Here is a 25,835-nt window from a genome sequence, read left to right on the forward strand (position 1 = left end):
GGCCCGCATCAGTACGCCGAAGGGCGGCACCCCTCCCGGGGGTGCCGCCCTTCGGCGTACGGCGTGCGTGCGGCCGTAGGGCCTACGGCTCGAACTTGTAGCCGAGGCCACGGACCGTGACCAGGTACCGCGGCGCGCCCGGGTCCGGCTCGATCTTGGCGCGGAGGCGCTTGACGTGGACGTCGAGGGTCTTGGTGTCCCCGACGTAGTCGGCACCCCAGACGCGGTCGATGAGCTGCATACGGGTCAGGACTCGGCCCGCGTTCCGCAGCAGCATCTCGAGCAGGTCGAACTCCTTGAGGGGGAGGTCGACCTTGGAACCCGAGACAGTGACCACGTGACGGTCGACGTCCATGCGGACGGGACCGGCCTCCAGCGCGGCCGGGGTGACCTCCTCGGGCTCGCCGCGGCGGCGCAGTACGGCCCGGATACGGGCGACGAGCTCGCGGGAGGAGAAGGGCTTGGTGACATAGTCGTCGGCTCCTATTTCCAGGCCCACGACCTTGTCGATCTCGCTGTCCTTGGCGGTCACCATGATCACCGGGACATTGGAACGGCCGCGCAGCTGACGGCAGACCTCGGTACCCGGCAGGCCGGGCAGCATCAGGTCGAGCAGGACGAGGTCGGCTCCGTTGCGCTCGAACTCGTCGAGGCCGTCGGGCCCGGTGGTCGCGATGGCGACCTCGAAGCCCTCTTTGCGGAGCATGTAGGACAGGGCGTCGGAGAAGGACTCCTCGTCCTCGACGACGAGCACTCGGGTCACGGAAGGACCTCCGGGGCGGGAAGCGGTCCGTACGGTTCGTACGGGGATCTGTCGGTGTGAGGCTGTCCGTCCTCGTCGTCGAGGTCCGGGTGCTGGGCCACGCGGTCACGGGACGCGCCCGCCTCCGGCAGCCTGAGCGTGAACGTGGAGCCCTGTCCCTCCGAGCTCCACACCGTGACCTCCCCGCCGTGCGAGGCGGCCACGTGCTTGACGATCGCGAGGCCGAGGCCCGTACCGCCGGTCTGGCGGGAGCGGGCCGGGTCCACGCGGTAGAAGCGCTCGAAGATGCGCTCCTTGTCCTTGTCCGAGATGCCGATGCCCTGGTCGGTCACGGCGATCTCGATATGGTCCCCGCCGGGCGCGCTCACCCGGCGTGCGGCTATGCCGACGCGGGTGCGGGCCGGGGAGTAGTTGACGGCGTTCTCCACGAGGTTGCCGAGGGCTGCGGCCAACTGGCCGCGGTTGCCCCAGACACGCAGCTCGGCGGTGCCGCCGGCGGCCATGGTGATCTGCTTGGTCCCGGCCTGGTGGCGGCAGCGGTCGACGGCCTCGGCGACCAGCTCGTCCACCCGAACGGGCTCCGCGTCCTCCAGCGGGTCGTCGTTCTGCACCCGGGAGAGGTCGATCAGTTCCTGCACGAGGTTGGTGAGCCGGGTGGCCTCGATCTGCATGCGCCCGGCGAAGCGTTCCACCGCCTCCGGGTCGTCCGAGGCGCCCATGACGGCCTCGGAGAGCAGGGAGAGCGCGCCGACGGGCGTCTTCAGCTCATGGCTGACGTTCGCGACGAAGTCCCGCCGCACGGCCTCTATCCGGCGGGCCTCGGTGAGGTCCTCGACCAGGAGCAGTACGAGCCGCGAGCCCAGCGGCGCGACGCGCGCGGAGACCGCGAGCGCCTCGCCGCGTCCCGTGCCGCGCCGGGGCAGGTCCAGCTCGACCTGTCGTATCTCGCCGTCGCGACGGGTGTCGCGGGCCATCTTGAGCATCGGCTCGATGGAGAGCTTGCCGCCCCGCACCAGCCCGAGGGCGTACGCGGCGGAGCTGGCCTTGACGACGGCGTCCGCCTCGTCGAGGACGACGGCGGACGAGCGGAGCACGGACAGCACGGTGTCGACGCCGGGCGGGAGCACCGGGTCGGTGTGCAGGGAGGTTCTGGTGGGACGCTTCTGCTCGCGCTCGCTGATACGGAACGCCAGCATGGCGATGACGCCGGTGAGTACTCCGGCGATCGCAGCCGCTGCGGCGACTGCCGCGTTCACGTCCATGCATCCAGGTTAGGCACGAGGTCCGACATCCCCACAGCGATCGGAGGGCGACCTCGAACACTCGTCGCCCAGAGTTCACCTTGGAGCCAGTATTGGTTCATTTGGGGTGGCGGAAACGGACGCGTAAGGGCCGGAACGTGGGAGCGTGGGAATCGTCCGGGGCCCCGGTCACCGTTCGCCGTCACCGTCCGCCGTCACCGTGCGACGCGGCGGTCGGGGTACGGCCTTCCTGGCCCGGCCTGGCGGGTCGGCCTCCGGAACGGCTTTCCTGGTTACCCACGAGCAGACGTACGTAAGAGAGGGACACCCTGATGCGGGACGCGTACCACGAGGAACTTGACTCGATCGGTGAGAGCCTGGTCGAGATGGCCCGACTGGTGGGGTCGGCCATCGGTCGCGCCACGACGGCGATGCTCGACGCCGACCTGAAGCTGGCCGAGAGCGTGATCGAGGCCGACCAGAAGGTCGACGATCTCCAGCACGACCTTGAGGCCCGCGCGATAGCCCTGCTGGCCCGGCAGCAGCCGGTGGCGACGGATCTCCGGATCGTCGTGACCTCGCTGCGGATGTCGGCCGACCTGGAGCGTTCGGGCGACCTCGCCCAGCACGTGGCCAAGCTGACCCGGCTGCGCTTCCCCGAGCACACGGTCCCGCGTGACCTGCACGCCACGATCCTGGAGATGGGCCAGCTCGCGCAGCGCCTGATGGCCAAGGCCGCCGAGGTGATCATCACCAAGGACGTCGACCTGGCCCTCCAGCTGGAGAGCGACGACGACGCGATGGACCTGCTCCACCGCACGCTCTTCCAGCACCTGATGGACGACCGCTGGAAGCACGGCATCGAGACCGCCGTGGACGTCACCCTCCTCGGCCGGTACTACGAGCGTTTCGCGGACCACGCGGTGTCGGTCGCGAAGCGGGTGGTGTACCTGGTGACGGGCGAACACGCGGACGAACTCCAGGCGGACATCCAGCCGGTGCAGCCGGTCGCGGGGGTGGAGGGGGCGTAGGTCCCCGGCGCTCGATGGTCGGACGGGGCGTGTGAACGCCTCCATGCGCCGTTGATGCGCCCGGCTGAACGGGCTTGGAATGGGGCAGTCAACGGGCGAGGACAGGCGAGGACACCACCTCGCTCCCTTGGCTCCGATGCACCGCTTCGGATTCCGGCGCGCCGCCTTCGGAAGCCGATGTGCCGCCTTCGGAATCCGATGTGTTGTCTTCGAAATCCGATGTGTTGCCTTCGGATTCCGATGCGCCGCTTCCATCCCTTCGCCTTCCATCCCTTCGAGGAGGGACCATGGCCGAATCCCCCGCCAGCCCCAGCACGCCGGACCCCACACAGGTCCGGGACACCCACCAACCCGCCGACATCAAGACCCTGCCTCTCTTCGGCGCCTGCGGCTGCGGCTCGGGATGCGGGTGCGGGTGCCAGTCCGGCAACCCGTGTCAGTGCGGCTGACGCTGATCGGTCGACCTGCCGATCAGCCGATCAGCCGCGCCGGCTCTGCTCGTACGCGGGGTGAAGGGGCCTGTCACTCGTGACGGGCCCCTTCACGCATGTCCGCGAGGGAGGGCGACGGCGCCTGCGGAGTCTCCCGCTGCGGAGTCGCCCGTTCGGCGGTACGGGCGCAGCATGGGGAGGGGGCCGGTGGTTGAGGAGGTAGGGGACATGACCAAGTTCATGGACGTGCACCACAACATGAAGGGCATCACGGAGGACCAGCTGCGTGCCGCGCACCAGGCCGACCTCGACGTCGAGAAGGACGAGAACGTCCACTTCGAGCGGGCCTGGGCCGATCCCGCGTCCGGCACCGTCTACTGCCTCTCCGAGGCCCCCTCCGCGGACGCGGTCCAGCGCGTCCACGAACGCTCGGGCCACATGGCGGACGAGATACACCCGGTGCCGCTGACGATCTAGCGGTGCACCGCGCCGACTCCGATCATGTGCGGCGCGGAGGGGTCGGTGCGGGGGGCTGACGCGGACGGGCTGACGCGGACGGACGAGCGCGGACGGCTGACGCGGACGGACCGGCGCGGACGGACCGGCGCAACGAGCGTGCGCGGGCTTTCGGTCGGCGCGGTCAGCCGCTTCACCACCTCCGCACGCCCTGTCCGCCTGCGCTCGCCGGATGGAACCATCCCCTTGCCGCAACCGGCGGGAACAAGGGGGTTCTGCACATGTCCGTAGTGATGTCGATGCACTGGCCTGAGGTGACTCCGGAGCAGTACGACACCGTGCGAGACGCGGTCGACTGGGAAGGGGTACCGGCGGCCGGGGGCCAGATCCACGTGGCCTGGTTCGACGACCAGGGCCTCCACGTCACGGACGTCTGGGAGTCCCAGCAGGCATTCGAGTCATTCTTCGCGGAGCGCCTGGCCCCCGTCATCGAAAAAGCGGGCCTCCCAGGCACCCCCCACACCACCTTCGGCCCCCTCCACCGCCGCTTCATCGCACCGGAGATCAAGGGCGCGGCGTAGCCCACCACGCTCCACATCGTATGAGGCCCCCTACCTGCGGTTCGGCGGGTAGGGGGCCTGTTTCTGGTCTGGGCGGACGAGTACTTCTTGCTGGTGTGCGACGACGTGCCCCATGACGTCGCACTCTCCGACCCCGGCGTCCGCGTGATGGACGTCGTCCAGGTCGTGCGTCGGCTGACGGGGCTGAGCCTCTGGCGCAGCAAGATTCTGGCGACCCGGGTTCCCTCCGTCGTTCTCACCTGCGTGCCGGAGGAGGACGCGGGGCAGCCGTCTCAGCCCTCCACGATGCGGGAGCTCAGGCGGAGACGAGAGAGCGTCCGGAGCCGTACTGCCGAAGCGCTGAGGTTCCAGGGAGGTTCCAGACCGTGAACATGTCCCCGCCCCGCGCCGTATGCGCAGGTCGGGGGCATGATCATCAACTCTACTTCTTCTTGCCCTGGGTCTTGCCGGGGATCTTGGTGAGCTGGGTATTTGCTGGTCAGGGGCGGTGGGCTCGTGCGCGTGGTGGTCGTCGTTGGTCGTCATTGGCCATTGTTGAGCGGCCTCGGACGGCCCAGAGACGGCCCAGCCGTGGATCACATGAACGGCCTCAGCCGACGGAGGCAGCCCGCCACTGGGCGGTGATGCACCCCTCTTCCATGTCCCACCACTCCTTGGCCACGCCATGGTTGAGCAGCTTCTGTACTTTGGAGAGATCGGCCGTGGGCGGGACGTCCAGGGCGACCATGCCGAACGGCTCTATGCCCTCGCCGCAGACACCGAGTTCGTGAAACGCGTTGAGCACGCTCTGCCGTGCGGCCCCCGAGCCGCCGTCACGGATCACAATGAAGCGGATGGTGCAGTTCTCCGAACGCCGAACCACCTCGCCGGCCCATGGCACACCTTCCTCGTCGGGCTGGATGGCCACGACGTCCCCGCACGCGATGCCTCGAACGAACCACGGGATGTTGTCGAGCCGCACGGTGCCGTCCCCCTGGTCGACGGCCCACAGACTCTCCGCCGATGCCGGGGGCCAGTCGTCGTCGATCTCAAGCCGGAAGTGCACCTTCACGTACGGGCCTTCGGGGTTCGTCATGGTGCCCAGGATGCACAGCCCTGCCGAGCTGGCCGCATGTGGGTAACCTCTGCTCCAGCTGATTACGTGTTCGTATGGGCCTCAGCCGACGACAGTCAGCCACGACGGCGGGGAGGCCAGCCGATCACGCGCGCGTTTGCCTCGCTGGCCCCCCCCGGCCTCAGCCACGCTGTCGGTGCCGTCGAACAGAGCAAGCCACCACGGCGGCACCGTGGCGACGGTGCCTGAGCCCTCAGCTTGGGAAGCTAAGGGCATCTGGGGCTTGCTCCGGACCTGACCTGCGGCGGAGGCGCGTAGATGCTTGGCGGACGGTCGCCTGGTTTCCCGCTACTCCCCGTGGTTCCCCGCAGGATCTGGCACGAGTCATTCGTTGTTGAACCGCTCCAAGACCAGGCCTACGGAGCCTTCTTCGAGCCCGTTGCTCTCCTCCAGGTGGAGATGGGCGCCGTCCGGTGTGCCGTCCTGCGCAAGCGTGAGGAGGTGGCCGGCCAGGGTCTTCAACCCGGCAGCGTTTGCCTCAATGACGATCTCCCCGCCCAGGTTGCGGACCTCGATGCGTGCGCCCTCCTCCCATGTGAAAACGCTGGTGACTCCATCGGACGCAGCGCTCATATGAGTGGTCATCGACGGGGCAGCGCTGGATTCAGAGGTCATACCCCAAGCATCGCCTACCCAGGGCAAGCTGTGACGGCGAGACCTCATGACTTCGTCGTCCCGAAGCAACTTAGGTGGGGGCTGCGCTTGGGCTGGTGTGCTGCTCGCCTGCCCCGATGGTCCGCTGCCGTCCGCGCTCGTCCGCCCGCGATGCGGCCCGTTTCGTTCTAACCTCAGCCGACGACAGCCAGCCACGATGGCGGGTGCGCCGACCGACCACGCACGCGTGTGTGTCTCACTGCACCCCCACCGTATGCGGCACGTCGTGCAGCCACTGCCATGCCTGCTCGGAAGCTTCCGGGTCGAATGCAGGTGAGATGGTGCGCAGTGCGACGGCAACCCACCGTCGGCCGCCAACTCGACGTCCGCACCATCCGCTCCGAGCAAGGCGGTGTTCGCTCCACCCAAGGGCGGCAAGCTGCGGGACGTACCGCTCTCTGTACCGGTCGCCGATGCGCTCCGGGAGCACATGAAGCGGTACCCGCCGGTCGAGATCACCTTGCCGTGGCAGGTGGCGGACGGGCCTCCGGTGACCAAGCGGCTGATCTTCACCGGACCGCGCGGCGGACACGTTTGGCGCACCTCGCTCAACGAGGAGGTGTGGAAGCGGGCGCTGGCCTCGGCCGGGGTGATCCCCAAGCGCAAGCCGGGGAGTCCTACGCCGAGTCCCGCGAGAACGGCATGCACGCACTCCGGCACTTCTACGCCTCGATGCTCCTGGACGCGCACGAGAACATCAAGGCTCTCGCCGAGTACCTGGGGCACTCCGACCCCGGCCTGACCCTCCGCGTGTACGCGCACCTCATGCCGTCCAGCCAGGAGCGCACTCGCAAGGCCGTGGCTGCCGTCTTCGACACGGCCCGGCCCGAGCTCTCCCACACCTGACGGCCCACAGACGGCCCAGCACCACCAAGAAGCCCCCTACCAGCGGAGAACCCGCAGGTAGGGGGCTTTTTCGGCCCTGCTTACTTCTTCTTGCCCTGGTTCTTGACCGCCTCGATTGCGGCTGCTGCCGCGTCGGGGTCGAGGTAGGTGCCGCCGGGGGTGACGGGCTTGAAGTTGGCGTCCAGTTCGTAGGCGAGGGGGATGCCCGTGGGGATGTTGAGGCCTGCGATGTCCGTGTCCGAGATGTCGTCGAGGTGCTTGACGAGGGCGCGGAGGGAGTTGCCGTGGGCGGCGACGAGGACCGTGCGGCCGGCCAGGAGGTCGGGGACGATGCCGTCGTACCAGTACGGCAGCATGCGCGTGACGACGTCCTTCAGGCACTCCGTGCGGGGGCGCAGCTCCGGCGGGATCGTCGCGTAGCGCGCGTCGGTCGCCTGGGAGAACTCCGAGTCGTCCGCGAGCGGCGGCGGCGGGGTGTCGTACGAGCGGCGCCACAGCATGAACTGCTCCTCGCCGAACTCGGCGAGGGTCTGGGCCTTGTCCTTGCCCTGGAGGGCGCCGTAGTGGCGCTCGTTCAGGCGCCAGCTGCGGTGGACCGGGATCCAGTGGCGGTCGGCGGACTCGAGGGCCAGCTGCGCGGTGCGGATGGCGCGTCGCTGGAGGGAGGTGTGCAGCACGTCCGGGAGCAGGCCGGCGTCCTTCAGCAGCTCACCGCCGCGCGTCGCCTCCTTCTCGCCCTTCGGAGTCAGGTTGACGTCCACCCAGCCGGTGAACAGGTTCTTCTCGTTCCACTCGCTCTCGCCGTGGCGGAGGAGGATCAGCTTGTACGGTGCGTCGGCCATGGCCCCGAGCGTAATCGACGGCCGAGAACCGTCATACGTCCGGCCGACAGGCGGACACCCCCCGGCTGCACCCCCTGCTCCCCGCCCATGACAGTTGACTGGGGTTGTTAATTGGGTGGCTCGGGTCTCTCCCCCGTTCGTAAGTTGTGTTCGCCGCTTTAGCCGCTTACGCCCGTGGGGGAGCTCCATGCCACTCGTCGCCGCCAGACGTGCCGTCCGCGAAACGGTCTCGGGGCTGCCCCGCGAGTTCTGGTGGCTGTGGACCAGCACGCTGGTGAACCGGCTGGGTGCCTTCGTCGCCACCTTCATGGCGCTGTACCTGACGCTGGACCGCGGGTACTCCGCCTCGTACGCCGGACTCGTCGCCTCGCTGCACGGGCTCGGCGGGGTCGTCTCCTCGCTCGTCGGCGGGGTCATGGCCGACCGGCTCGGCCGACGGCCCACCCTGCTCGTCGCACAGGTCTCGACAGCGTTGTCGGTCGCGCTGCTCGGCTTCGTGCGGGATCCCGTCGCGATCGCCGCCGTCGCCTTCCTCGTCGGCGCCGCCAGCAACGCGTCGCGCCCTGCCGTGCAGGCGATGATGGCGGACATCGTCCGGCCCGAGGACCGCGTCCGCGCGTTCTCCCTCAACTACTGGGCCATCAACCTCGGTTTCGCCGTCTCCTCCATGGCCGCCGGGTTCATCGCCGAGGTCAGTTATCGCGCCGGCTTCCTCCTCGAGGCCGGGATGACCCTGACCTGCGCGATCCTCGTCTTCCTGAAGCTGCCGGAGTCGCGGCCGGAGAGCGGGACGGCGGTGGGGAGGGCCGGCGCCGCCTCGGACGCGGTCGGGCTCGGCACCGTGGTCCGCGACGGGCGGTTCATGGGCGTCGTCGGGCTGTCCTTCCTCGTCGCGCTGATCTTCCAGCAGGGGTCCGTCGGGCTGCCGGTCGCGATGGGCGCGGCGGGCTTCACGCCGGCGGACTACGGTCTCGCCATCGCCGTCAACGGGGTGCTGATCGTCGCCCTGCAGATCCCGGTCACCCGGTTCATCGAGCACCGGGATCCGGGACGGCTCCTGGTGGTCTCGTCCGTGCTCGCCGGGTACGGCTTCGGCCTCACCGCCTTCGCCGGGTCGATCGGGGTCTTCGCCCTCACCGTCTGCGTCTGGACCCTCGCCGAGATCATCAACGCGCCGACGCAGACCGGCGTCGTCGTCCGCCTCTCGCCCGCCCAGGGGCGCGGCCGCTACCAGGGCATGTACACGATGTCGTGGTCCGTCGCCGCGCTGGTCGCTCCGCTCATGTCCGGCGTCGTCATCGACCGGTGGGGCGCGGAGTGGCTGTGGGGGTTGTGCGCGGTCATCGGGACCGTGGCGGGGGCCGGGTACTGGGCGCTGATGCGCCGGATGCCGGGGGTGGGGGACGGGCCTGACAGCACGCGGCCTGACGGCACGGGGGCCGAGGGCACGGGGGCCGAGGGCACGGGGGCTGACGGTACGGGGGCAGGCAGCCAGGGGGCGGGCAACGCGCGGGCGGTCGTCTCCGCTACGGCCATCGGGAAGGCGACCGCCGTCGGGGAGCAGGTCCCCGGAGGGCAGGTCCTCGGAGAGCCGGTCCCCGGAGAACAGGTCCTCGGAGAGCCGATCCCCGGAGAGCCGGTCCTCGAAAGGCCGGTCCCCGGGAGCCCGATCGCCCGGAGCCCGATCGCCGGGAGCCCGATCGCCGGGCAGCATGTCAGCGGAGAGCAGGCCAGCGGGAAGACCGTCGGTTCGGTCTGAGCACGGCGGCGGTGGCCATGGCGGTTTCACGGATGCATCCGCGCCCCCTTCACCACCTTGTCCACCCCGTTGCGCGGGCCGTAGACCGCCAACCCCACCAGGTCCAGCTCGCCCGTCGCGACGGACCGTACGGCCGCCCGGTTGTCGCGGTCGTTGCCGGTGGCGAACAGGTCGGAGGTGAAGAGCGCACGGGGGAGGGCGCGGGACAGCGCCCGCGTGTGCGCCGTCTTCAGGACCTCCTTCGTGGCCTCGAAGACGAGGACCGGCTGCCGGAACATCGGGAGGTAGGCCGTCCCGTCGGCGTCCTCGTACGGCTCGCCGATCACCTCGGGCATCGCCGGGCCGATGCCGCTGACCAGGAAGGACGTGACGTTGAGGCGTTGCCAGGTCGCGAGGTCGTCGCGGAGGACGACGGCGATCTTGGTGTCGAAGCGGACGGGCGGCAGCACATCCACAGGGGGCTCGCTACGGGTCGCACTACGGGTCTCGCCAGGGGTCTTGCCAGGGGTCTCGCTGTTCATGGGACGAGACTGCCGAACGGCGTACGACCCCGTCTTGTACGTTCTTTGCATGCGCCCCCAGCGTGAAGTCTCCGCCTGGCGACCCCGTGTGCCCGGCATCGTCGAGGTGTTCCACGCGCACTACACCGAGTACGCGTACCCGATGCATGTGCACGACGTCTGGACGCTGCTGATCGTCGACGACGGGGCCGTGCGCTACGAGTTGGACCGGCATGAGCACGGCACGCCGGGCGACACGGTCTCGCTGTTGCCGCCGTTCGTGCCGCACAACGGGGAGCCGGTCACGGACGCGGGGTTCCGTAAGCGGGTGCTGTACCTGGACCCGGCTTCGAGCGCGTCGGCGTTGGACGAGAGCCTCATCGGGGCGGCGGTGGACGGGCCCGACCTGCGGGATCCGTTGCTGCGGCGGCGCGTGGCGGAGTTGCACACGGCGCTCGCGCGGCCGGGGGACGAGTTGGAGGCGGAGAGCAGGCTGGCGCTCGTCGGGGAGCGGCTGCGGGGGCATCTGGGGAGGCGTCCGGGGAGGAATCCTGGGAGGAATCCGCGCAGGCCGGCGGCGGATTTCGGGCTCCGGGGTCCCGGGGGTCGTACCGTCGCCCATCGGCTCCGTGAACTCCTCGACGAGCGGGTCGCGGACGGGATCACATTGGAGGAGGCCGCGGGGACGGTCCAGGCCCACCCCGCGCATCTCGTACGGGCGTTCGGGGCGGCCTTCGGGATCGCGCCGCACCAGTACCTGATGTCCCGTCGGGTGGAGCGGGCCAGGCGGCTGCTGTTGGAGGGCATGCGGCCGAGCGAGGCGGCGGCGGTGGCCGGGTTCTACGACCAGGCGCACCTGACGCGGCACTTCAGGCGGTGGGTGGGGGTCACTCCCGGTCGCTATCGGGGCGGGTCTCCGACGTCACGTCACGCGTCAGGTGGCTGAACGCCTCCAGGTTGCGGGTCGGTTCGCCCCGGGAGACGCGCCAGGCGTACTCCCTGCGGATCGCGGAGGCGAAGCCCAGTTCCAGGAGGGTGTTGAAGGCGCCGTCGGCCGCTTCCAGGACCTGGCCGAGGAGGCCGTCGATGCCCTCGGGGGTGACGGCGGAGAGCGGCAGCCGGGCGGTGACGTAGATGTCGCCGAGCGGGTCGACGGCGTAACTCACGCCGTACAGCTTGAGGTTGCGCTCCAGGAGCCAGCGGTGGACGCCCGCCTCGTTCTCGTCGGGGTGGCGGATCACGAAGGCGTTGAGGGAGAGGGAGTGGCGGCCGACGATCAGGGAGACGGTCGTCGAGAGTTTGCGGGTGCCGGGGAGTTTCACGACGTAGGAGCCGGGTCCGGGGCTCTCCCACTCCAGCTCGGCCTCGTTGAGGACCTGCTCGATGATCGACGCTTCGTCAGCCATGGGGCGAGCGTACCCGCCGGTACGAGCGGGTCGACGGGGGTGCCGCGCGGAACCGTCGCCGAGGGGCGGGCGGGGCTCACCCGTGGTGGGCGCGCACCCGGTGGCGGCGGTGGTCCTGGAGGGCCGCCGTGTACACGTCCGCGGTGGCGGCGGCCGACGCGTCCCAGCCGAAGGACTCGGCGTGGCGTGCCGCGGCCGCGCCCATCCGGGCCGGCAGCTCGGGGGCGTCGGCGAAATCACGCAGCACGCGCGCGTACGCGACGGGATCGTGGCCCTGGACCAGGAAGCCCGTCTCCGTGTCCCGCACGGCGACCGGGAGGCCGCCGACCGCGGCCGCCAGCACCGGCGTACCGGCTGCCTGCGCCTCGATGGCGACCAGCCCGAAGGACTCGCTGTACGACGGCATGACCAGCACGGACGCCGCCCGGAACCAGTCCGCGAGCTGCTCCTGCCCGACGGGCGGCCGGAACCGTACGACGTCGGCGATGCCGAGCCGCGCGGCCAGTTTCTGCAGGCCCTCCGGCTTGGCAAGCCCGCTGCCGCTCGGCCCGCCGACCACCGGCACGACGATCCTCGACCGCAGCTCGGGGCGCTCGGCGAGGAGGACGGCGACGGCGCGGAGGAGGACGTCGGGGGCCTTCAGGGGCTGGATACGGCCGGCGAAGAGGGGGATCAGGGCGTCCTGGGGAAGACCGAGGCGCGCCCTGGCCGCCGCGCGGCCGTCGGCGGGGCGGAAACGGTCGAGGTTGACGCCCGGGTGGACGACGGCGACCTTGGCCGGGTCGGCCTCGTAGTGGCGTACGAGTTCGTCGGCCTCCTCGGCCGTGTTGGCGATGAGGCGGTCGGCGGCGCGGACGATCTGGGTCTCGCCGATGACGCGGGCGGCGGGTTCGGGGGTGTCGTCGGCGGCGAGCGCGGCGTTCTTGACCTTGGCCATCGTGTGCATGGCGTGCACCAGGGGGACGCCCCAGCGTTCGGCGGCGAGCCAGCCGACCTGGCCGGAGAGCCAGTAGTGCGAGTGGACGAGGTCGTAGTGGCCGGGGCGGTGGCCCGCCCAGGCCTGCGTCACCCCGTGCGTGAAGGCGCAGAGCTGGGCCGGGAGTTCCTCCTTGGCCAGACCTTCGTAGGGGCCCGCGTCGACGTGGCGGACCAGAACGCCGGGCGCCAGCTCGACCGTGGGGGGCAGGGCGCCGGTCGTGGCCCGGGTGAAGATCTCCACCTCGATGCCCTGTGCGGCCAGCCGCTGCGCCAGCTCCACGATGTAGACGTTCATCCCGCCGGCGTCGCCCGTGCCGGGCTGGTGCAGCGGTGACGTGTGCACCGAGAGCATCGCGACCCGGCGAGGCTTCCGGTGCAGCCGGAGCCGCCCCGCGCCGACCGGGGAGCGTCGCCCGAGCCTGCTGACGTAGTGGCTCACGTGGCGTTCCTCCTCGCTGCGGGCATGCCGTGGGGAGGGCATGGGGTCCCTCTCCGGAGGGGGAACACCGGAGGAGGCTGTTCCATTTCCCCTTTGCGTAATTATTACTGAACTTCGCTCAACCGTTCGAGGGTTTGGGGAGTGGGCCGAGCTGAGTTGGGTGGAGTGGGGTGGGCTTGGTTCGGGGGCCGGGCAGCTGTCGAGGGGGCATGAGACCGCGGGGCCGGGGGCGGCGAGGGGGCGGGGGTGCGAGGCCGGAGGACGGCGGTAGTAGCCAGGCTGGGACGGGGTGCAGGTGGCGGGACACGAGGCCCCGCCACCGCCGAGCCGGTTCGGGCAGAAGGACGGCAGCGGCCCCGGAGCGTGAGACCCGGGCGCGGACATACGCTCACCCCATGGCAAGACCTGTCGGCACCGTGACGCGTGGCACCACCAACCCCAACCGGCTGCGCCGCATGGACCGCTGGATCGCGGCGACGCACGGTGCCGCACTACGCCGCGCCACCACCCCCCTCGCCGTCGACCTCGGCTACGGCGCCGCCCCCTGGACCGCCGTCGAACTTCTCCACCGCCTCCGTACAGCGGCACCCCGCACCCAGGTCGTCGGCGTCGAGATCGACCCGGCCAGGGTCACCGCGGCGCAGCCCTACGCGTGCGAGGGCATGACCTTCCGGCACGGCGGCTTCGAGGTGCCCGTACCGGGCCGCCCGACCCTCATCCGGGCGGCGAACGTACTCCGCCAGTACGACGAGGACGAGGTCGCCGCCGTATGGGAACGCCTGTGCGCCCGCCTCGAACCGGCCGCGCCGCCCCCTCCCGGCACACCCCACCCCACCGCGAACGCCCACTCCCCCACCGCAGGCGCCAACTCTCCTACGACGGGCCCCCACTTCCCCACCGCCCCGTACCCCTCCGGAGGTCTGCTCGTCGAGGGCACCTGCGACGAGATCGGCCGTCGGCACGTCTGGGTGGCGCTCGGCCCGGAGGGCCCCCGCACCGTCACCTTCGCCACCCGACTCGGCTCCCTGGACCGCCCCTCCGACCTCGCCGAGCGCCTCCCGAAGGCACTCATCCACCGCAACGTCCCCGGCGAACCGGTGCACGCGTTCCTCCGCGACTTCGACCGCGCCTGGGCGGCCGCCGCGCCGTACGCCTCGTACGGCGCCCGGCAGCGCTGGATCCGCACGATCCGCGCGCTGCGCGCGGACTGGCCGGTACGGGACGGGGTGTCGCGTTGGCGCCAGGGCGAAGTCACGGTGGCCTGGGAGGCGTTGGCGCCTCGGCTCCGCTAGCGCCCGCCCACCCACTGCTCACTCCGCTGCGATTACCCAGAGCGACATTTTCGTGACGCACGGGAACGATCCCGTCGGGCCGTTCGTCGGACAGGCGGGGACGATGTCACGCAGGTGGGAGCAGGGGAGGGAGGAAGTAGCGGTGGGAAGAAGTGAGTTCTTGCCCACCTCTGTCGCATTCCGCGACGCCGTGACACGATCACCCGGGCACCGGCAAGTTACTGACGGTTAACCAGTTCTGTTTCCATTGGGGTGGGGGGCAAGAGGTATGGCAGTCGGCAAGCGCAACCTGACCATGGCCGCCGTGGCCGTGGTCTGCGCGATGACCGTCCTGGGCGCACCGGTCACCGCGTACGCGAGCCAGACGAGTCCGACCGTCCCGACCCCGAGCCCGACGCCGACACCCTCGGCATCAGCCTCACCCGCCCCCGGCTCGACCCCGGTGACGAACGAGGACCTGGAACGCGTCCGCACGAAGCTGGAAGGCCTGTACCACGACGCCGCGGTCGCGACGGACGCGTACAACGCGGCCGAGGAGAAGGCCGACAAGCAGTCCGAGGAGCTCGTCGACCTGGCCCACGAGGTCGTCAAGGGGCAGCAGAAGCTGGACAAGTTGCAGGATCTCATCGGCGCCGCGGCCCGCGCCCAGTACCGGGGCAGCGGCCTCCCGCCCGAGGTGCAGCTGTGGCTGACCGAGAACCCCCAGGACTTCCTGGAGGGGGCGGACCGCATTCGCCAGGGCCAGCTCGCGACGAAGGGGCTGCTCGCCGAAATGACGCGCACCCAGCAGGACTTGGAGCAGTACTCCAAGGACGCTTCCGCGCGCTGGGAGAAGTTGGAGACCAACCGCAAGGCCAAGGAGAAGGCCAAGAAGAAGATCAAGAAGCAGATCGCCGCCGCCGAGGAGCTGGAAGCGCAGCTGGAGGACGACGAGCGGGAGCGGCTGTCGCAGTTGGAGGCGGCGGCCGCGCAGAGGTCGCAGGCGGCGTGGCTGGACTCCGGCATCCTCGCCGAGATCAACGGCAAGGCGTCACCGCAGGGCAAGAAGGCCGTCGAGTTCGCCACGAAGCAAATAGGCAAGTGGTACGAATGGGGCGCCGAGGGGCCCGACACCTACGACTGCTCCGGCCTCACCAGCGAGGCGTGGGCCGCCGCCGGGTTGACCATTCCCCGCACGTCCCAGGAGCAGTGGCGACAGCTCAAGCACATCGACATCCAGGACATGCGCCCCGGCGACCTCATCATCTACAACTCCGACGCCAGCCACGTCGCCATGTACCTGGGCGACGGCTCGATGGTCCACGCCCCCCGCCCGAACCGAAAGGTGACGATCGCCGGCGCGGGCACGATGCAGATCCTGGGCGTCGTACGCCCGGACGCGTGAGCCGGAGGCGTTGAGGCGGCGGCGGAGGCGGTGCAGTGATCCGGAGGCGGAGACCTGAGCCGGGGACTTGAGGCGGGAGCTCGACGCGTGGGCTCGACCCGTGAGCTCGACGTGTGGGCTTGAGGTGGAGGCGTGAGCCGGGGGCCCGACCCGGAGGCTTGAGCCGTGGGCTGGACCAGGAGGTTGAGCCGTGGGCCCGAACCGTGGGCTTGAGCCGGGGCCCCGCCCCGCAGGCTTGAGGCAGCCGAACGGTGGCGCACCCCAACCCGGTCCACCCCAACCCGACCAGCCCCGCACCACCCCTTCCGTGAGCCACCCCTTCCGTGAGCCACCTCCTCCGTGAGCACCCCCTCCACTAGCCACCCCCACCTAAGCCCTCATGCCCCCGCCCCCACGCCCCCCCCCCGTGAGCCACCCCACGTGACTCGCGACACCTTCCCCTCCGGGCTCAACCTTCGGCGCGTGACATTCGTCATCCCAGGAGAAAGCCCTGCCATGTCCAAGTGCGGTACGTGATGCGGCATATGACGTCGGCCGTTTGCCACCCGGCGCCCCGCCGCCCATTCCGTTGCGGCGGCGCCTGGCGCTAAGGTCCCCGTCGGTGGGTCGAGGTCCCTCGCCCGCCGTGCCCTCGGGGGGAGGGAAGGAACCCAACACGATGCCCGTACCCGTACCGCGGCAGAGAGCGATCCCGGCCGTGGAGAGTGGTCAGGCGCACGCCGTGTCCGCGCCCAGCGGACCGTCCGGAGAGGGGGCTGCCATGAACGCTTCGGCCCTGGCCCCTGCAGACAACTCCACAAACCCGCCCGGCTCCCACGCCTCCGGCCCCGGCGCCACGGGCCCGGCCCCCCAGCCCGGCCCCACCAACCTCACGGTCCTCCTCATCGAGGACGACCCGGCGGGTTCCCTCAACGTGCCCGAACTGCTCGACTCGGCGGGCAAACCGATCCGCGTCCGCACCGCCCGCAACCTCACCGAGGCCCAGCGGCTGCTGACCGACGACGTCAACTGCATCCTCCTGGACCTGGCACTCCCGGCCCCGGCCCGCCCGGCCGACCCGGACACCGAGTCGGCCGACCGCCCCGACGACGAACTCGCCGTCCTCAAGTACGTCCTGGACCTGGCCCCCCGCCACGCGGTCCTGGCCCTCACCGACTCGGGCGACGCCGAACGCGGCACGGAGGCGGTACGGGTGGGCGCACAGGACTACCTGTTCCGGGACGAAGTGGACGGCCGCCTCCTGAGCCGCGCGATCCGCTACGCGGTGGAGCGCAAGCGGTCCGACACCGCCGAGCGCCGGCTCACCGAGTCCAAGCTGCGCGCTCAGGAGAACGCCCGCCTGGAACGGGGCCTGCTGCCTACCCCGCTCCTGGAGGGCTCGTCCCTGCGGTTCGCCGCCCGCTACCGGCCGGGCCGTTCCCGCGCCCTGCTCGGCGGCGACTTCTACGACACCGTCCGCACCCCGGACGGCACCGTGCACGTGATGATCGGCGACGTCTGCGGGCACGGCCCCGACGAGGCGGCGCTCGGCGTGGAGCTGCGCATCGCCTGGCGGGCGCTGACCTTCGCGGGGCTCTGCGGCGACGAGCTGCTGTCCACGCTCCAGCGCGTCCTGGAGCACGAGCGCGAGAGCGACGAGATCTTCGCGACGCTCTGCACGGTCGACATCGCCCCCGACGGCCGCCGGGCGGGCCTCTGCCTGGCGGGCCACCCGTCCCCGCTGATCGCCCGCCACGGCCAGGGCGGTCGGCCGACCCCGCCGGCCGAGCTGCTGCCGTACGACAACGGCGGTCCCGCCCTCGGTCTGCTCCCGAACGCCCGCTGGCCGCGCACCCAGATCGAACTGGGCGCCGCGTGGAGTCTGATGCTCTACACCGACGGCCTGATCGAGGGCCGGATCGGCCAGGGCAAGGAGCGGCTGGGCCAGGACGGCATGGTGGAGATGGTCCGCCGCCAGCTCGCCGAGGGTCTGCGCGGCGAGGAACTGCTGCGCGCCGCGGTGAACGAGGTCCGCGCCCTCAACGGCGGCGAACTGACCGACGACGTGGCGGTCCTCCTGCTGGACCGGGAGGCCTGACCTCCGAGGTGACCTCAGAGATGACCTCCGAGGTGACTTGGGAGGAGGTCACCGACCGCCGTTGTACGGGCCGTACGGGCCGTCGCTGCTGGAGCCTCGGTTGCCGCCGCGGCCACCGCCGCCGGAGATCTGCCGCACCGCGGGACGTACGTCGACGATGTACACGATGCTGGCGATCAGGCCGATGATCGGCAGGAACGACAGGAGCGGGAACAGCAGGCTCACGACGAGCGCGATCCCGAGGATGATCAGCCAGAACACCTTGGTCTGCTTGTCCGTCGCACGGAACGCGTCCTCCCGCCGGAACGCGGCGTCGATCACCGCGAACGCGGCGAGTGCGATCACGACGAGCTGCAACAGCCCCATGAACCCCGCGAAGCCGCTCATCAGCATGGTGCCCACCACCGCCCGTTCCGTTCACGCATACGAATGCCGACCGTTTCTCCCACGCGGCCACCGTACCCGTAGAACGGGCCGGCCACCCCAAAGGTGCCCGGCCCGTCGTCTACCGCGAGGTACTGCGAGGTACTGCGAGGTACTGAAATGCTTCAAGAAGCACCACTCGCGTACCCCTCGCTCTGTCACCGACTCCGTCGTCGGTTATGTCGCCCACTGGGGCGGCTCGCCGTGCCGCTTACTTGGCGGGCGGGGTGGTCTTCTTCGCGGCCGTCGTCTTCCGCGCCGGGGCCTTCTTCGGCGCGGGCTTCTTGGCGGCGGCGGGCGCGGGCGCGGCCTGGGCCGGAACCGGCTTCGCGGCCGCCGGCTCGTCCTTGACCTCGACCGGCTGGGACTTCGGCTCGACGGCGATCGCGAGCTCCTCGATCTCCTCCGCGGCCTCGCCACGCCAGGTCCGCACGGCCTGCTCACCGTGCTCGGCGACCCGCTCGTACGTCTCCCGGGCCTTCACCGCGTACTCGGCGGCGACGCCGACGCTGCGCAGCGCGAGGTCCTGAGCGGTCTCGCCAAGCTTCTTCAGGTCGGTGTCGAGGGTGCCGATGATCTCGGTGACCTTGGTCTGGAGGTTCTCCTGGGTCTCCTTGACGCGGGCGGTCGCCTTCTCCTGCACGGCCTTCGGGTCGGTCTGGCGTACGGCGTCGATCTTGGCCGGCGCCTCGGCGCGCAGCTGCTCGACGAGGCCGGGGACCTTCTTCGCCTGCTGGAGGGCGAGGTCGGCGGTGCCGGCGGCGAAGTAGAAGGGGGTCGGGTCGGTGACGGCCTTGCGGATGTCGTCGGTGATGGCCATGGTGAGGGTCCTCCGGTTGGCTTGCGACTGAGGGTTTTGTGTCGTTCTGGTCCGGTTCGACAGCTTCGTCGTGGTCGTTCACGTGGTCAACTCGCCGTCCGCCGCGGACCGGCATCGCCGCCGTCGGCTGCACGAGGGCCGGGGGCGGACGCTTCTTCGGCGCCCGCGGAATCCGCCGCCGCGTCGGTCCCCGCGCCGGCGACGTGGTCGGTCCCGACGTCACCCCCGGTCGCCGCCGGTACCTCGCTGTCGACCCCGACCCCGATCTCGAATCCGTTCTCCTTGCGGAAGGACTCGTAGATCTGGAGCAGCACCTGCTTCTGCCGCTCGTTCAGCGTGGGATCGGCGAGGATGACGGCACGGGTCTCGACCTCGTCCCGGTCCCGCTCGGCGTCGAGGATGCCGGCCCGGACGTACAGCGTCTCGGCGGAGATCCGCAGCGCCTTGGCGACCTGCTGCAGCACCTCCGCGCTCGGCTTGCGCAGCCCGCGCTCGATCTGGCTCAGATACGGATTCGACACCCCGGCGGCGTCGGCGAGCTGCCTGAGCGACAGCTGCGCGTTTCGCCGCTGTTCACGCAGGTACTCACCGAGATTGCCGACGTTGAGCGATGCCATGCCTCCACCATGCCCCACCCCCGCTAACTATTGCAAGCACCCGCTTGCAAAAGTGCGCTAGACCACTGCGACGGGGGTAGGGGGCGTAATGTGCCGTCTCGCTGAAGGTGGGCCACTCCCGGTCCATCTGAGTCATCGGGCTGCGTGTCTCAGTCGACCTTGGCCGGTGACGCAGCGGGGTCCTGTCGCCCAGCCGGTGGGCAGCCGGTCCTAGCGGACTGGTCGTGCAGGTAGCGGGACTGTTCTCGACGGGTGAGGGCGGCGTCGACGGTCCCGCAGATGGTGCGGATCGCGCGGGCCGGGTCGGGCAGGTCGACGTTCCACAGTTCGACGGAGCTGCCCGTACTGATAGCCAGGGTGCGTCCGTCCGGGCTGAACGCCACCACCCCGGGCGAGCGGGTCGGCAAGGTGCGTCTGGGCTGACTGGTGGCAAGGTCCCACAACTGGACCCCTCTGGCGCTGCTTGTGGCCAGGGTGCGGCCATCGGAGCTGAAAGCCAACGACTCCACCTCCCCGCTGACACTGAAGCTGTCCTGGAGCCGACCGGTGCGCGCATCCCACGTCTCCACGAGGCCGTTGCCGGCGCTCGCGGTGGCCAGGGTGTGCCCGTCAGGACTGAACGCGAGGGTCAACGGGCTCCGGCTGCTCGGCTCGATGGTGCGCTGTGTGCGGCCGGTCGCGGCGTCGAGCAGCGTGACCTGGTCGCCGCCCCTGTCCTCGACGTTCACGACGGCAAGGGTGCGTCCGTCCGGGGTGAACGCCAACGTTCTGACCGATTGGCCATGGCCGGTGCGGACGGTGTGCAGCGCCCCCGTGGAGAGGCGCCAGATCCGCACCCATCCCTTCCCGCCCGCGACGGCGAGCCGCGTCCCGTCGGGACTGAAGACCGCCCTGATGGCGCCCAGTGCTCGGCTCTGGTGAAGGCGGCCGGTGGCGACATCCCGCACCTCGATCACCACCCCGTTCTTCACGGCCCTTGCGGCCAGGGCACGCCCGGTCGGGCTGAACCCCGCAGCGCTGAGGCGCCAAACCGAGGAAGGCAGTTGCTTTCCCTGGAGGGCCAGGTCGGTGTCGAGCGCCAGTGTGGCTTTGCGATCGCCGGTCCTGACATCCCAGACCTGTACCGACCCACGGCCGGGGAGTCCTTGGTGAACCGCGGCCACCGTGCGCCCGTCCGGACTGAAGGTCATGTCATCAACGGACGCGCCGGCAATGCCTCGAAGAGAGAGCAGCGGCTGATCAACGGAGAGGCGGTGGACGCGGATGGTGGGTTCCGAGTAGCTGCTGGTGACCAGGGTGCGGCCGTCCGCGCCGAGGGCCATTGCCATGAGCCCGCGTCCCTGGTGACCGGCGGTCACGGTGGCTCGCGCCGGGCCGGAAGCGGTGTCCCAGAGTCGGACCGTGTCCGCAGGGCCTGGGATGGCGAGGGTCCGCCCGTCCGGGGCGAAGGCCACCTGGTCCACCTTCATGGCGCCGTCCCTGATGGTGCGTCGGACGATGCCGGTGGCCACTTCCCGCAGTTGCACCGAACCGTCGGTGCGGCCAACCGCGTATGTCCGGCCATCGGGGCTGAAACCCAGCCCACGCTCGACCTGCCTGTCGTGGACAGTGCGGGTACGGCCGGTGGCCATATCCCACACCCGCACCACCCCGTTGCGGCTCATCGCGGCAACGGTGCGTCCGTCAGGGCCGAAGGCGACCACCTCCTCGTCGGTGCGGCTGGTGAAGCTGTGCCGCTTGCGCCCGGTGGCCACGTCCCATACCCGTACAGCCGCCGGGGAGGACACGGCCACGGCACGACCGTCAGGGCTGAAGTCCATCCCACGTACCGAACCATCGGGGACGGTGAGGGTTCTGAGTTTCCTGCCGGTGACCGGATCCCACAGGCCTACCACCGCCCCGGTGCCCCCGGAAGCAGCGACGGCGAGGTTGCTTCCGTCCGGGCTGAACGCCGCGGCTTCGCTGCTGGTGTTGTGGCCAGTGAACAAGGCTCGTCGGACCCGGCCTCCGGGCAGGTCCCAAATCCGCACCGAGCCGTCTCCGCTGTGCGCGGCGAGGGTCCGTCCGTCCGGGCTGAGCGCGATGGCGTCCACGGGCTCGGTGCCGCCGGTCAGGCGCTTGCGCAGCGGTAGCGCCGCAGCGGCGTACAGGGCGGCGGTGGCTTCGCGGGTCTGACTGGTGCGGTACGCGTGGACAGCGAGCAGTGAGGCGAGGTCCGGCTCGGAGTCGAGCAACGCACCGGACTGAGCGGCCAGTTGCCGGGACTGGGCGAGGTGCTGGGCGGTGACCGCGCTCTGCCACTGCCCCACAGCGAGGCCTGCGGCGACGAGGGCGAGACACAGGGCGGTAGTGACCGCGGCCAGCACCAGCCGGTACCGGCGACGCCCCTTCTGCTCGTGGTCACGGCTGGCTTCGAGGAAGGCGTGCTCCAAGTCGGTCAGGTCCTCGCGCGATGCACCGCCGAAGTGTTCCTGGGCGGCGGCGAGTCGGCTTCCCCGGACCAAGGCTCCGTCCTCACGGCCCAGTTCCTGCCAGGCGTGGGCGGCGTCGGTCAGATTCCGGTGCACCCGCAGGCGTTCGCGGTCCTCCTCGATCCATCCGCGCAGCCGGGGCCAAGCCGTGATCAGGGCCTCGTGGGCCAACTCCACCGTTTCGCCGTCCAGGGTGAGCAGCCGTGCCCCGGCCAGTGCCTCCAACACCTGGGCGGTGTCATTCCGTTCGCTGCCGGACAGTTCGGAGCGGTCGACGGAACGGCGGGTGTCGGGAGTACCGTCGCCGGGGGCGATCAGCCTCAGCACCACCCGGCGGGCAGCAGCCGCCTGGTCCTCGGTGAACTGGCCGTAGATCTGCTCGGCGGTCTTGGCGATCGCGCCGTCCAGACATCCCGCCGCTTCGTAGCCCGCCATGGTCAGCGTCTTGCCGCGGCGTCGACGCCAGGTCTCCAGCAACGCGTGGGACAACAGCGGCAGCCCGCCCGGCGCGTCGGCGACCTCCTTGACCAGCCGGGTCGTAAGGGCGCGTTCCACGGTCAGTCCGGCGGCCGTGGCCGGCTTGACGACAGCGTCGCGCAGTTCCGCCGGGCTCATCGCACCGGCCAGCAGGTTGGCATCGCACAGTGCGTCGGCCAGGTCGCGATGCTCGGCGCAGCGGCCGTAGAAGTCGCCGCGCACGGCCAACAGCACCCGCAAGCGGCTTTCGGGCTGCCGGGCGGCCAGCAGCAGGCCGATAAAGCGGGCACGCTCGGCGGCATCGCGGCAGAGGGTGAAGACCTCCTCGAACTGATCGACGATCACGAGCGTGTCCGCACCGGCGCCGCCGTCGCGGGGAGCTGCGGGTGTGAGGAGGGGAGCGTGGGTGCGGGCGGGGCGCTCGCCCGGGGTCAGGATGCGGATCGCGGCCGGACGCAGGTCCGGCTCCTGAGCCTGCCGGAGGACGGGTACCAGGCCGGCCCGCAGCAGGGAGGACTTGCCGCTGCCGGAGGGGCCGAAGACCGCCGCGAACCGCCGACGGCTCAGCAGGTCCACCAGGTCGGCGGTGAGCTGCTGTCGACCGAAGAACAAGGCGCTGTCACCGGGTTCGAACCGCGCAAGGCCCCGGTACGGCGGGAGTGTTCCGTCGTTGCCCTGAGAGCCGTCACAGGCGGACTCCTCCACCGCCTCCCTCCACCGGGCCTCCCACTGCGCCGCATTGCCGCCGCAGCCGCGCACATAGGCCAGGACCACCTGCAGCGTCGGCAGCTGCTCACCCCCTGCCGCCTGCGACAGCGTGGTCACCGAGTAACCCGCCCGCTGGGCCAGCGCCCGGTAGGTGACCCCGCCCGCCTCCGCCCGCAGCTTGCGTAACTCGAACGCGAACCGCTGCACCGGACCCGCCGCCGGATCCACCGGCACCTCACGCCGACCCGCCACGCCCTCTTCCCCTCCGGCTGTTCCTGCATTCGTTGTTCGGCCGCCAGCACGGTACTGCCGAACAATGCGCCAGCCACTGAACTCGGTGATGCGAGCGGCGGGAAACGCCCTGCTGGTGGTTGGCGAGCGTTGAGGCCGCCTGCAGGCGCGGAGGTCTACGTCGCCCCTCGGCGCACTCACCGCCGATTACGGACCACGTCGGCGCGCCCCCCACGACGAGCCCAACCAACACCTCACCAAAAGGATTTTTGTCCAGGCATGGAATCCCCACCCGTCGCCCCCACTTCACCGGACGACTCACCCTCCATCACTTCACGATTACTCAGAATCATGGCGAAGGCCGGTCCGTCGCGGTTGGGCTGGCTGGATGCGTTGCGCGGCCTCGCCGCACTCGTCGTGGTGTTCGACCATTCGTCGTACACCTTCATGGCGGACTTCCGGCGGGAGTTGATGCCGCAGTTCAACACCAGCCGCTACGGCATCATGGTGTTCTTCCTGGTGAGCGGCTACGTCATCCCCGCGTCGCTGGAGCGCCGAGGCTGCGTCCGGACGTTCTGGATCGGGCGGATCTTCCGTGTGTATCCGCTGTGGGCGGCTGTCGTCACTGTGCTCCTCGCCGTCAACCTCTCGGGCATTGCGGAGATGCGTGACTTCGGTCAGCAGAGCGCTGCCACGGTGGCTGTCGCCCACGTGACCATGCTCCAGGAGTTGCTGGGGACACCCAATCTCCTGCTGGTCCTGTGGACGCTCTCGTACGAAATGGCCTTCTACTTGCTGGTGGTCGCCCTTTTCACGGTCCGCCTTCACCGGCGGTCTGCGGCGGTCGCCGTCATCTTGGCCGTGCTCGCCGCTGTGAGCGTGACGGCAGGGGTCGTGCTGCCGGCCTCCGCCCTGTCCGGCGCAGTCGGCACCGGTCCGCTGATCGCGTTCGCCTCGATCGCCATGGTGGTCGCCATCTGCTGTGCGAGCGCCAGGCCACCCGTACTCCGGGTGCTCGGGGGCGCGTTGGGTGGGGTGCTGGCGCTCGTTCTGGCCGCATTCAACGGCACGGTACCGCTGTGGGAGGGTCTGGTGATCCTCGCGGTGATGTTCCTCGGCACCGCCGTCTACCGTGCCGAGAACGGTCAGAGCACCTGGAGGTACACGACGGGCACTGCCGTCGTGGTGGTCGCCTGTGCCATGGGGAGCGCGTACCGGTACGGCGACGGTGACCACTTCACACGGCGCGGCTGGATCGTTGCATTCCTACTGGCTGTGCTCACCTTCGGCACCGGACTGGCGTCGCGTCGCCGGCGCATACCGCGTCTGCTGACCGGACTGGGAACGATCAGCTACTCGGTCTATTTGGTGCATCCGGTGCTGCTGGCGGTGATCGACAGTACGGTCGGCCGCCGGCGGCAGGACAGTCTTCCGCTCGGAATAGCGTTCTTCGTCGTGCTGCTGCCCTTGTGCATGCTGACCTATCGTTTCATCGAAGCACCGAGCCGGACCTGGGGCCGCAGGTTGGCCCATCGCGTGCAGCCACCGTGACGAGCGGCCGTGCCGCACCGCCCTTGCAGCGCCACTGCTGACGTGTGGGTACCCGTCCCGGCGCCGACCGTCCGCTGGGCAGCCAGAACCCGACCATGGGGCGTCAACCCTCCTCTCCCTACAGCACCTTCTCCGTCGACTTGGCGGTGCAGAGACCTGAAAGGGGAGAATCCCGATGACGTCGAACGCGACGTCGGCCTAGCGTTCCGCGCATGACCTCCCCGGACGACGACACCGACGACAGGCTCAGCGTGACCATCCGCTGCCAGGACAACGCCTCCGTCGGCGTGACCTTCTGCGATCGGTTCGGCTTCGACGCGGACTCCGTGCACTATGCCGTCGAGCTTCGAGCCCCGGGCCTGACCGCTCGTGTCGACGAGGTCGTCGCCTGGACCTGGGACAGCGATCTCACCACGTTCCTGGAAGCGCTCGCCGCGGACTACCGGGGATGGGACGGCCAACGGAGTTGGCGGACCGACGACCGAGACCTGGCGGTGTCGGCCGTCTTCCGTTCCGGCGGCCACGTCGGGCTGACCTGGGCCTTGCGGCCCTGGCCACAGGCCGCTGGAGGCTGGGGAGCCTCGGTGACCACCTGGCTGGAGGCCGGCGAGCAGATGGCTTCCCTGGCGGCCCACGTCCGGCACTTCCTCACCGGGGAGCAGCACTGACATCCAGCCTGCGCATCTCCTGGACGCTGGGGGCACACGGATGGGCCGACTGCACCCTTGAGGATCAGCACGCGA

22 protein-coding genes and 2 pseudogenes are annotated in these 25,835 nt (G+C 70.3%); 12 read left to right on the forward strand and 12 right to left on the reverse strand.

Translation table 11 applies throughout. The features are described from left to right. Positions 1-82 precede the first annotated feature (82 nt). Both phoP and phoR read right to left on the reverse strand, forming a co-directional pair. Entirely contained in the window at positions 83-754 is a 672-nt protein-coding gene (gene phoP / locus L3078_RS21000; protein ID WP_010985401.1) for a two-component system response regulator PhoP, read from the reverse strand. Positions 755-759: 5 nt separating this feature from the next. Then, positions 760-2,025, reverse strand: a complete 1,266-nt coding sequence (gene phoR / locus L3078_RS21005; protein WP_239755517.1) for a two-component system sensor histidine kinase PhoR — start codon at positions 2,023-2,025, stop codon at positions 760-762. Between the two features lie 311 nt (positions 2,026-2,336). On the opposite strand from phoR, the gene phoU reads away from it, so the two are divergent. The 4 genes and pseudogenes from phoU to L3078_RS21025 form a co-directional block, all read left to right on the forward strand. After that, positions 2,337-3,035 carry a phosphate signaling complex protein PhoU gene (gene phoU, locus L3078_RS21010; RefSeq protein WP_239755518.1) on the forward strand — a complete coding sequence of 233 codons (699 nt, stop codon included), beginning with the start codon at positions 2,337-2,339 and terminating at the stop codon, positions 3,033-3,035. A 659-nt stretch (positions 3,036-3,694) separates the two neighbouring features. Continuing rightward, a complete protein-coding gene (locus L3078_RS21015; RefSeq protein ID WP_239755519.1) occupies positions 3,695-3,943 on the forward strand; it encodes an SCO4226 family nickel-binding protein in 249 nt (82 codons plus the stop codon). 260 nt (positions 3,944-4,203) lie between these two features. After that, positions 4,204-4,503, forward strand: coding sequence for a class I SAM-dependent methyltransferase (locus L3078_RS21020; RefSeq protein ID WP_239755521.1), 300 nt, complete (start codon positions 4,204-4,206; stop codon positions 4,501-4,503). 63 nt (positions 4,504-4,566) lie between these two features. Beyond that, positions 4,567-4,829 (forward strand): annotated as a pseudogene (locus L3078_RS21025) (ribosomal protein L7/L12); the annotation flags it as partial. A gap of 263 nt (positions 4,830-5,092) precedes the next feature. Here L3078_RS21025 and L3078_RS21030 read toward each other — a convergent pair. Both L3078_RS21030 and L3078_RS21035 read right to left on the reverse strand, forming a co-directional pair. Further along, positions 5,093-5,578 (reverse strand): DUF4265 domain-containing protein, encoded by a 486-nt coding sequence (locus L3078_RS21030; protein ID WP_239755522.1) that lies wholly within the window; start codon positions 5,576-5,578, stop codon positions 5,093-5,095. 363 nt (positions 5,579-5,941) lie between these two features. Next, positions 5,942-6,232, reverse strand: coding sequence for an Imm32 family immunity protein (locus L3078_RS21035; RefSeq protein WP_239755523.1), 291 nt, complete (start codon positions 6,230-6,232; stop codon positions 5,942-5,944). A gap of 382 nt (positions 6,233-6,614) precedes the next feature. Between L3078_RS21035 and L3078_RS21040 the strand changes: the two are divergent. Beyond that, positions 6,615-7,117: pseudogene (locus L3078_RS21040) on the forward strand (tyrosine-type recombinase/integrase); the annotation flags it as partial. A gap of 80 nt (positions 7,118-7,197) precedes the next feature. Here the strand turns inward: L3078_RS21040 and L3078_RS21045 are convergent. Then, the gene (locus tag L3078_RS21045; protein ID WP_239755524.1) at positions 7,198-7,959 is read right to left on the reverse strand and encodes a phosphoglyceromutase; all 762 of its coding nucleotides are present in this window, start codon (positions 7,957-7,959) and stop codon (positions 7,198-7,200) included. A gap of 187 nt (positions 7,960-8,146) precedes the next feature. Here L3078_RS21045 and L3078_RS21050 point away from each other — a divergent pair, with 187 nt between their 5' ends. After that, positions 8,147-9,718 carry an MDR family MFS transporter gene (locus L3078_RS21050; RefSeq protein ID WP_239755526.1) on the forward strand — a complete coding sequence of 524 codons (1,572 nt, stop codon included), beginning with the start codon at positions 8,147-8,149 and terminating at the stop codon, positions 9,716-9,718. A gap of 26 nt (positions 9,719-9,744) precedes the next feature. Here L3078_RS21050 and L3078_RS21055 read toward each other — a convergent pair whose 3' ends face one another. Continuing rightward, positions 9,745-10,290 (reverse strand): DUF2000 family protein, encoded by a 546-nt coding sequence (locus L3078_RS21055; protein ID WP_420864082.1) that lies wholly within the window; start codon positions 10,288-10,290, stop codon positions 9,745-9,747. On the opposite strand from L3078_RS21055, the gene L3078_RS21060 reads away from it, so the two are divergent. After that, positions 10,289-11,164: an AraC family transcriptional regulator gene (locus tag L3078_RS21060; RefSeq protein ID WP_239755528.1), complete on the forward strand. Its 876-nt coding sequence runs from the start codon at positions 10,289-10,291 to the stop codon at positions 11,162-11,164. The two genes, L3078_RS21055 and L3078_RS21060, sit on opposite strands and share 2 nt — an antisense overlap. Here the strand turns inward: L3078_RS21060 and L3078_RS21065 are convergent. After that, on the reverse strand, positions 11,106-11,624 hold the full coding sequence (locus tag L3078_RS21065) for a type III secretion system chaperone family protein (protein ID WP_239755533.1): 519 nt from the start codon (positions 11,622-11,624) through the stop codon (positions 11,106-11,108). The two genes, L3078_RS21060 and L3078_RS21065, sit on opposite strands and share 59 nt — an antisense overlap. A gap of 76 nt (positions 11,625-11,700) precedes the next feature. Continuing rightward, positions 11,701-13,041 carry a D-inositol-3-phosphate glycosyltransferase gene (gene mshA / locus L3078_RS21070; RefSeq protein ID WP_239755534.1) on the reverse strand — a complete coding sequence of 447 codons (1,341 nt, stop codon included), beginning with the start codon at positions 13,039-13,041 and terminating at the stop codon, positions 11,701-11,703. Positions 13,042-13,436: 395 nt separating this feature from the next. Between mshA and L3078_RS21075 the strand changes: the two genes are divergently transcribed. The 3 genes from L3078_RS21075 to L3078_RS21085 all read left to right on the forward strand — a co-directional run bounded on the left by L3078_RS21075 (position 13,437) and on the right by L3078_RS21085 (position 17,794). Then, positions 13,437-14,333, forward strand: coding sequence for a class I SAM-dependent methyltransferase (locus L3078_RS21075; RefSeq protein ID WP_239755535.1), 897 nt, complete (start codon positions 13,437-13,439; stop codon positions 14,331-14,333). Positions 14,334-14,601: 268 nt separating this feature from the next. Further along, entirely contained in the window at positions 14,602-15,717 is a 1,116-nt protein-coding gene (locus L3078_RS21080) for a C40 family peptidase (protein WP_239755536.1), read from the forward strand. Between the two features lie 658 nt (positions 15,718-16,375). Next, the gene (locus L3078_RS21085; protein ID WP_239755538.1) at positions 16,376-17,794 is read left to right on the forward strand and encodes a PP2C family protein-serine/threonine phosphatase; all 1,419 of its coding nucleotides are present in this window, start codon (positions 16,376-16,378) and stop codon (positions 17,792-17,794) included. A gap of 48 nt (positions 17,795-17,842) precedes the next feature. On the opposite strand, the gene L3078_RS21090 is transcribed toward L3078_RS21085, so the two are convergent. The 4 genes from L3078_RS21090 to L3078_RS21105 all read right to left on the reverse strand — a co-directional run bounded on the left by L3078_RS21090 (position 17,843) and on the right by L3078_RS21105 (position 23,562). Further along, complete coding sequence (locus L3078_RS21090; RefSeq protein ID WP_239760402.1) at positions 17,843-18,187, reverse strand: DUF2516 family protein; 345 nt, start codon at positions 18,185-18,187, stop codon at positions 17,843-17,845. A gap of 241 nt (positions 18,188-18,428) precedes the next feature. Next, a complete protein-coding gene (locus L3078_RS21095) occupies positions 18,429-19,037 on the reverse strand; it encodes a hypothetical protein (RefSeq protein WP_239755540.1) in 609 nt (202 codons plus the stop codon). 86 nt (positions 19,038-19,123) lie between these two features. Continuing rightward, entirely contained in the window at positions 19,124-19,654 is a 531-nt protein-coding gene (locus L3078_RS21100; protein ID WP_239755541.1) for a helix-turn-helix domain-containing protein, read from the reverse strand. Between the two features lie 149 nt (positions 19,655-19,803). Continuing rightward, a complete protein-coding gene (locus tag L3078_RS21105) occupies positions 19,804-23,562 on the reverse strand; it encodes an nSTAND1 domain-containing NTPase (RefSeq protein WP_239755542.1) in 3,759 nt (1,252 codons plus the stop codon). A gap of 330 nt (positions 23,563-23,892) precedes the next feature. Between L3078_RS21105 and L3078_RS21110 the strand changes: the two genes are divergently transcribed. Both L3078_RS21110 and L3078_RS21115 read left to right on the forward strand, forming a co-directional pair. Beyond that, on the forward strand, positions 23,893-25,092 hold the full coding sequence (locus L3078_RS21110) for an acyltransferase family protein (RefSeq protein WP_239755544.1): 1,200 nt from the start codon (positions 23,893-23,895) through the stop codon (positions 25,090-25,092). A gap of 212 nt (positions 25,093-25,304) precedes the next feature. Beyond that, positions 25,305-25,760 (forward strand): DUF6228 family protein, encoded by a 456-nt coding sequence (locus tag L3078_RS21115; protein WP_239755545.1) that lies wholly within the window; start codon positions 25,305-25,307, stop codon positions 25,758-25,760. Positions 25,761-25,835: the final 75 nt, after the last annotated feature.

This window comes from Streptomyces deccanensis (assembly GCF_022385335.1).
GTDB lineage: Bacteria > Actinomycetota > Actinomycetes > Streptomycetales > Streptomycetaceae > Streptomyces > Streptomyces deccanensis.

Excerpts from the sequence above, each read along its gene's own strand:
- phoR (WP_239755517.1), bottom strand. The coding sequence starts at position 2,025 with ATGGACGTGAACGCGGCAGTCGCCGCAGCGGCTGCGATCGCCGGAGTA.
- L3078_RS21075 (WP_239755535.1), top strand. The coding sequence starts at position 13,437 with ATGGCAAGACCTGTCGGCACCGTGACGCGTGGCACCACCAACCCCAAC.
- L3078_RS21090 (WP_239760402.1), bottom strand. The coding sequence starts at position 18,187 with ATGCTGATGAGCGGCTTCGCGGGGTTCATGGGGCTGTTGCAGCTCGTC.
- L3078_RS21030 (WP_239755522.1), bottom strand. The coding sequence starts at position 5,578 with ATGACGAACCCCGAAGGCCCGTACGTGAAGGTGCACTTCCGGCTTGAG.
- L3078_RS21115 (WP_239755545.1), top strand. The coding sequence starts at position 25,305 with ATGACCTCCCCGGACGACGACACCGACGACAGGCTCAGCGTGACCATC.
- L3078_RS21095 (WP_239755540.1), bottom strand. The coding sequence starts at position 19,037 with ATGGCCATCACCGACGACATCCGCAAGGCCGTCACCGACCCGACCCCC.
- L3078_RS21110 (WP_239755544.1), top strand. The coding sequence starts at position 23,893 with ATGGCGAAGGCCGGTCCGTCGCGGTTGGGCTGGCTGGATGCGTTGCGC.
- L3078_RS21020 (WP_239755521.1), top strand. The coding sequence starts at position 4,204 with ATGTCCGTAGTGATGTCGATGCACTGGCCTGAGGTGACTCCGGAGCAG.
- phoU (WP_239755518.1), top strand. The coding sequence starts at position 2,337 with ATGCGGGACGCGTACCACGAGGAACTTGACTCGATCGGTGAGAGCCTG.
- L3078_RS21055 (WP_420864082.1), bottom strand. The coding sequence starts at position 10,290 with ATGCAAAGAACGTACAAGACGGGGTCGTACGCCGTTCGGCAGTCTCGT.
- L3078_RS21065 (WP_239755533.1), bottom strand. The coding sequence starts at position 11,624 with ATGGCTGACGAAGCGTCGATCATCGAGCAGGTCCTCAACGAGGCCGAG.
- L3078_RS21080 (WP_239755536.1), top strand. The coding sequence starts at position 14,602 with ATGGCAGTCGGCAAGCGCAACCTGACCATGGCCGCCGTGGCCGTGGTC.
- L3078_RS21050 (WP_239755526.1), top strand. The coding sequence starts at position 8,147 with ATGCCACTCGTCGCCGCCAGACGTGCCGTCCGCGAAACGGTCTCGGGG.
- L3078_RS21100 (WP_239755541.1), bottom strand. The coding sequence starts at position 19,654 with ATGGCATCGCTCAACGTCGGCAATCTCGGTGAGTACCTGCGTGAACAG.
- L3078_RS21045 (WP_239755524.1), bottom strand. The coding sequence starts at position 7,959 with ATGGCCGACGCACCGTACAAGCTGATCCTCCTCCGCCACGGCGAGAGC.
- L3078_RS21015 (WP_239755519.1), top strand. The coding sequence starts at position 3,695 with ATGACCAAGTTCATGGACGTGCACCACAACATGAAGGGCATCACGGAG.
- L3078_RS21085 (WP_239755538.1), top strand. The coding sequence starts at position 16,376 with ATGCCCGTACCCGTACCGCGGCAGAGAGCGATCCCGGCCGTGGAGAGT.
- L3078_RS21060 (WP_239755528.1), top strand. The coding sequence starts at position 10,289 with ATGCGCCCCCAGCGTGAAGTCTCCGCCTGGCGACCCCGTGTGCCCGGC.
- L3078_RS21035 (WP_239755523.1), bottom strand. The coding sequence starts at position 6,232 with ATGACCTCTGAATCCAGCGCTGCCCCGTCGATGACCACTCATATGAGC.